Here is a 6221-nt window from a genome sequence, read left to right as displayed (position 1 = left end):
CGACGTGACCTTGGACGTTGCGGACGATGCGATAACAACGGACAAGATAGCGGCAGGCGCGGTCGAATCGAGCGACATCGCGGCCGACGCGGTCAATGCCGCGACGATAAACGCGGATGTGGCTGGCAGTGGCCTGACCCAGAACGGCTCCGGTGCCCTTGAGGTGGACGTGAGCTCTTTGGCGGGGGACGGCGACATCACCTCGACGGACAGTACGATAGACATCACCGGGGGCACCGATGCGGCCTTCAACGACGTGACGTTGGACGTTGCGGACGATGCGATAACAACGGACAAGATAGCGGCAGGCGCGGTGGAATCGAGCGACATCGCTGCCGACGCGGTCAATGCCGCCACGATAAACGCCGATGTGGCTGGCAGTGGCCTTATCCAGAACGGCTCGGGGGCCCTTGAGGTTGACGTGAGCTCGCTTACGGGCGACGGCGACATCACCTCCAGTGACCTTACGGTGACGGGCGGCACGGACGCGGCCTTCAACGATGTTACCTTGGAGATAGCCGATGACGCGGTGAACGCGGCGACGATAAACGCCGACGTGGCTGGCAGTGGCCTTATCCAGAACGGCTCCGGTGCCCTTGAGGTGGACGTGAGCTCTTTGGCGGGGGACGGCGACATCACCTCGACGGACAGTACGATAGACATCACGGGCGGCACGGACGCGGCCTTCAACGACGTGACCTTGGACGTTGCGGACGATGCGATAACAACGGACAAGATAGCCGCTGGCGCGGTCGAATCGAGCGACATCGCTGCCGATGCGGTGAACGCGGCGACCATCAATGCCGATGTGGCTGGCAGTGGCCTTATCCAGAACGGCTCCGGTGCCCTTGAGGTTGACGTGAGCTCTTTGGCGGGCGACGGCGACATCACCTCTCCGAATGGTACAGTGACCCTAACGGGTACCCCAGTAAATTCTTTGTTGGAGGATGTAGGCTTGGATGTGAATATATCGTCAGATACAGATAATAATTTGTCAATAGGTACTGATAATGGACTATTTGCAGCAGACGACCAAGATGCCACGGAAGTGGACTTAAATACTGCGGTTGATGTTGATGGTGATGGTAATGATGAAACAACAGTACAACAAGCGATTGAAGATATAGCTACGGCATTGGCAGTACCTACTATTTATTCAACAGGTAAAGTAGCCATTGAATATGTTGGAACCCCTGGAGTGGATGCCACCAACTCTAATATTTTTGGGGCAACGGTCACTAGAGTGAATGAAGGCGACTATCAGGTCACTTTTACCACAGCATTGGCCAATGCCAATTACATCATACAACTATCCACATTGGATTGTGGTGGTGATTGCCCAGGAAACACTAGTGCGAATTATGATGATCCAGGTATTACGTATTACAACCAGGCAACTACTGGTTTCCGTGTGAATATCGGAGATAGTGATAATGGTACCACCCAAAAAGATGATATCGATTTAGAGTTTATGTTTACAGTAATAACCATACCAAACTAAAGAAATAGAAATAATCGGAAAGATGAGACAACTAATTTTAGCGATAACAGCCTTCATTGCGTTTGCGGTGTCACTCTCGGCACAGATTGATTCAGGGTCCCTGATGGGGCTTCCATCTGCCACGACAGCTGAGATGAATGCCATTACGGGTCCAGCAGTAGGTGGATGTCTTTACAACACAGATGAAGACACTATTTATTATTATACCAGTACAGGCTGGCAAAGGGCTACAGATGATCAAGATGCTTCAGAGGTAAACTTGGTCAGTGCTGTCGATTCAGATGGCGATTCAGCAAACGAGACTACAGTTGAAGATGTGGTTCAAGCCATCACGCCCATTACATCGGCTTCGGGTAGGATTTTTTATCCGCCATCCATAGCTATTGATGCATCGACAAATGGTACATCGAGTGTTGACCTGTATCAAGAGTATATCAATCAATTTGCACCTACCGCATCACCATATACCGATACGTTTGTGGCCAGTGCAGGAGCTCCGGGAATACCAATTTATGGAAGAACGGAACTTTATTATTATGTGACTTATGCCGATCCGGATGTGTTCGGAAATGGCACTGCTGTTCAAAACATGTCAATTGATGCAAATGGGGTGCTTTCGTATGAAATTTTTGATCAACCGGCAGACTATAATTCATTGATCAATGTAGTTTTTGTGGTCAGGTAATTACAACAAAACAAACCAAATCTTTGAAAGAAAGAACCTCAAATACCATATCCAAGCTTTTATTGCTTGCATTGTTCATTAGTGTTTCCACATTACATGGACAATTCTTGTTGCAGGCTCCTACTACCGATAGCGAAGGTACCCGAACAAATTACCAATGGTACGAGGCTTCTGATACAGGCACTGTGTTGAGTACAAACTCATTTTATGAGGCTACCCAGCCTGGGGTATATTTTGCCACCTATGACGGTACGCTCTGCGGTTCTAACGCTACTGGATATTTTATCTTGACCAATTGCAATGCGCCTGATAATGAGGTGACGTTGGATATTTCTGCGAGTGTTCCTTCTGGGGCGACAGTGAGTTGGAATCCATCACTACCCGGTGACCAAACCCAGCCTATCGTGACGGCCACCCAAACGGTGACAGAATATATTGCTACAATAAACAAAGCGGGCAATAGCAAGGCACTCCCTCAGTTTACTGTGGTCTGTCTTGAAGAAGCTGCGACACTTGTCGATGATTTTGTGACCGTGAATGAAGATGATTCGGTGGTGGTGCCCATTTTTGACAATGACTCAGATTTGCCGACTACGGGCACGTTGACAACATCCAATCCACCAAATGGTACGGTCACTATTGATAACAATGGCACGGCCAATGACCCTACCGATGATATCGTAACCTATATTCCCGACCCTGATTTTAATGGTACAGATACGTTTACCTATACGGTATGTAATTCTTCGGGTGATTGTAGTACGGCGACAGTAACGGTAGATGTGCTTCCTATTGTCGATGCATTTGATGATGCCGTGGCTACGGAAGAAGATACTCCTATAGATATCGATATTTTGGGCAACGACAATGACCTTCCTAATTTGGGCACGTTGACCACAACATCCCCATCAAACGGCACCGTCGTCATTAACGATAACGGCACCCCGAATGACCCTTCTGATGATACGGTCACCTACACCCCTGATGCCGGTTTTACGGGTACGGATACCTTTGACTACACCATTTGTGATGACTCGGGCAATTGCAGTACAGCAACGGTAACCATTGTTGTAAATCCACCCATGGTGTCTGAAATTGATAGTGACGATGATGGTATCATTGACAGTTTTGAAGATTTGAATTTGGATGGCGATAACGACCCATCAACAAATCCTACGGATACCGATGGGGATGGCATTCCCGATTACTTGGATATTGATAGTGATGACGATGGCATTCCCGATAATGTAGAAGCCCAGACCACATCAGGCTATATTCCTCCCAGCAACGATGACCTCAATGGCAATGGCTTGGATGATGCCTATGAAAATGGCGGAAATATCGGTTTGATACCAGTGGATACCGATGGAGATGGCATACCAGATTATGTTGATCCCGATAGTGATGACGATGGTGTGCCCGATAACATCGAAGCCCATGACTTTGACCAAGATGGTGTGGCAGATGTGGTATATACAGGTTCTGATAAAGATAATGACGGTCTTGATGATGGCTATGAAGGTGATATGCAGATTGATATCGATATCAACGATGAAATTGATGATCCGGCCAACGATTTACCAAATACGGATACTGCAGATGATGTTGATTATCGTGATATTGACGATGACAATGATGGAATCGAGACTAGGGATGAGGATGAAAATTTAGATGGCAATTTTGCCAATGATGATGCCGACAATGATGGAATACCAAATTACCTAGATCCAGATTTAGGCATGACGGATGACGACGACATTGAAGTGTTCAATGTGGTTACCCCCAACGGTGATGGCATACATGATGTTCTGACCATCAGAAATATCGAAAATTACCCCAACAACACCGTAAAAATCTACAATAGGTGGGGTGTTCTTGTCTTTGTTACCAGAGCTTATAATACGGCCGGGAATGTGTTCAACGGAACATCTGAGGGTAGGGTAACGGTTGACCAAGACAATAAGTTGCCTGTGGGTACGTATTTCTATATTATAGATTATGAAGATTTACAGGGTGATATGAAACAACTATCCGGGTACATATATATCAACAGATAATTGCAGATGGGCATAAAACAAATTTCAAAATATAAATTTCTCATATCGCTGTTCATACTGTTGGCCTGTCTTTGTCATGATTCGCATGGCCAACAAGATGCCCAATACACACAATATATGTACAATACCGTGAGTGTTAACCCCGGTTATGCCGGATCGCGCGGTCACATGAGCATCGCAGGGCTTTATCGTGCGCAATGGGTCGGATTGGACGGTGCCCCTGTGACACAAACCTTGAACGTGCATACGCCTTTGGGCTACCGTGGTGTGGGTGCTGGAATTTCTTTTGTGAACGATGAAATAGGCCCCACTTCAGAGACCTATTTTGATGCTGATTTCTCATATACCATTCCCACAGGTATTGATGGCAGGTTGAGTTTTGGTCTCAAGGCCAGTGCACATTTGCTCGATATACGCTTTTCAGAGTTGAACCAAAATACAGGTACAGGCCCTGACCCGACCTTGCAACAAGATATTGATAACAGGCTTTCGCCAAATTTTGGTGCTGGTGTGTACTACCATACCCCAAACTTTTATGCGGGGCTGTCTGTACCAAGGATTTTGGAGACGACCCACTTTGAAGAATCTTCATTATCAACAGCCAAGGAACAGATGAATTTTTATCTCATAACGGGCTATGTTTGGGATGTCAATCCGTTTTTGAAGTTCAAACCTGCAATCTTGTCCAAAGTGGTACAGGGTGCACCACTGCAATTGGATGTCTCTGCCAACTTCATGTTCAACGAAAAGTTCATTCTTGGTGCTGCCTATCGGTGGGATGCTGCTTTCAGTGGTATGGCAGGATTTCAGATTTCCGATGAATTCTTGATTGGGCTTGCCTACGATCGTGAAATCACCGATTTGGGCGCGACCTCGTTCAACGATGGGTCATTCGAAATTATTCTACGCTATGACTTTATCAAGGTGCTTGACAACCTGAAGTCCCCAAGATTTTTCTAATCCCTTTTCATTACAAACTTTCTGTTCTGTTTGCAAGAATTGATGGGTCAAAGATCCGTATTTTTGCAGTATGAATGAAGAACGGGTCATACTTGTAGACGAGAACGACAATCAGATTGGGCTTATGCCAAAGTTGGAAGCGCATGAAAAGGCTGCTTTGCACAGGGCCTTTTCGGTCTTTGTGATGAACGACAAGGGCGAGACCATGCTGCAACAACGGGCTGCGGATAAGTATCACTCCCCCAAGTTATGGACCAACACCTGCTGTAGCCACCAGCGGGAAGGGGAATCAAATATTGCAGCCGGCAAAAGGCGTTTGAAGGAAGAAATGGGGTTTGAGACCGAACTGAAAGAACTGTTCAGTTTTATATATAAGGCACCTTTCGATAATGGGCTGACCGAACATGAATTGGATCATGTGATGATAGGGTACTACAACAATGAGCCAAATATCAATTCTGATGAAGTGGCCGATTGGAAATGGATGCTTCCCTCAGAAATCAAAAGCGATATCGACGAACATCCTGAAAAGTATACGGCTTGGTTCAAGATTATTTTTCAACGATTTTATGACCATTTGATGGTAAATCCGAAGGCATCATGAAAGTAAAGGTCAGTAGAAAAGCCAGTTTCAATGCCGCCCACAGGCTGTACCGCCCAGATTGGAACTTTGAAAAAAACCAGGAAGTCTTCGGCAAGTGCAACAATCCGAAATTTCATGGGCACAATTATGATTTGATTGTCAGTGTGACCGGTGAAATTGATCAAAGAACAGGGTTTGTGATGGACATGAAAGAGCTAAAAGATCTCATTAAAAAACACATAGAAGAGGCCTTTGATCATAAAAATCTCAATCTTGATGTGCCAGAATTTGAAAACCTCAATCCGACAGCAGAAAATATCGCGGTTGTCATTTTCAATAAGCTGAGACCTCATATCGATGACTCCAAAGACTTGGAAATCAAACTCTATGAGACCCCTAGAAACTTCGTAACGTATTCAGGTTAAATACCACTAT

The 6221-nt window shown here is 46.1% G+C and carries 6 protein-coding genes; all 6 read left to right on the top strand.

All coding sequences use genetic code 11. From position 1 onward, the window contains the following. The coding region (locus AAAH86_RS14925) for a hypothetical protein (protein ID WP_343488473.1) at positions 1-1501 on the top strand (1501 nt) is incomplete at its 5' end. Positions 1502-1523: 22 nt separating this feature from the next. Beyond that, complete coding sequence (locus AAAH86_RS14920) at positions 1524-2186, top strand: hypothetical protein (RefSeq protein ID WP_343488471.1); 663 nt, start codon at positions 1524-1526, stop codon at positions 2184-2186. Between the two features lie 77 nt (positions 2187-2263). Continuing rightward, a complete protein-coding gene (locus AAAH86_RS14915) occupies positions 2264-4243 on the top strand; it encodes a gliding motility-associated C-terminal domain-containing protein (RefSeq protein WP_343488476.1) in 1980 nt (659 codons plus the stop codon). Positions 4244-4249: 6 nt separating this feature from the next. Then, entirely contained in the window at positions 4250-5203 is a 954-nt protein-coding gene (locus AAAH86_RS14910; RefSeq protein ID WP_343488470.1) for a type IX secretion system membrane protein PorP/SprF, read from the top strand. Between the two features lie 70 nt (positions 5204-5273). Continuing rightward, complete coding sequence (gene idi / locus AAAH86_RS14905; RefSeq protein WP_343488469.1) at positions 5274-5807, top strand: isopentenyl-diphosphate Delta-isomerase; 534 nt, start codon at positions 5274-5276, stop codon at positions 5805-5807. After that, positions 5804-6211, top strand: a complete 408-nt coding sequence (locus AAAH86_RS14900) for a 6-carboxytetrahydropterin synthase (RefSeq protein WP_343488468.1) — start codon at positions 5804-5806, stop codon at positions 6209-6211. The genes idi and AAAH86_RS14900 overlap by 4 nt, the downstream gene beginning before the upstream one ends. Positions 6212-6221 lie beyond the last annotated feature (10 nt).

Origin of the sequence: Allomuricauda sp. d1 (genome assembly GCF_039592695.1) — a bacterium.
In the GTDB taxonomy this organism is placed as follows: Bacteria; Bacteroidota; Bacteroidia; order Flavobacteriales; family Flavobacteriaceae; genus Flagellimonas_A.
The sequence above is the reverse complement of the archived record's forward strand: the minus strand, read 5'-3'. Positions and strand labels throughout refer to the sequence as shown.

Excerpts from the sequence above, each read along its gene's own strand:
- AAAH86_RS14910 (WP_343488470.1), top strand. The coding sequence starts at position 4,250 with ATGGGCATAAAACAAATTTCAAAATATAAATTTCTCATATCGCTGTTC.
- AAAH86_RS14900 (WP_343488468.1), top strand. The coding sequence starts at position 5,804 with ATGAAAGTAAAGGTCAGTAGAAAAGCCAGTTTCAATGCCGCCCACAGG.
- idi (WP_343488469.1), top strand. The coding sequence starts at position 5,274 with ATGAATGAAGAACGGGTCATACTTGTAGACGAGAACGACAATCAGATT.
- AAAH86_RS14920 (WP_343488471.1), top strand. The coding sequence starts at position 1,524 with ATGAGACAACTAATTTTAGCGATAACAGCCTTCATTGCGTTTGCGGTG.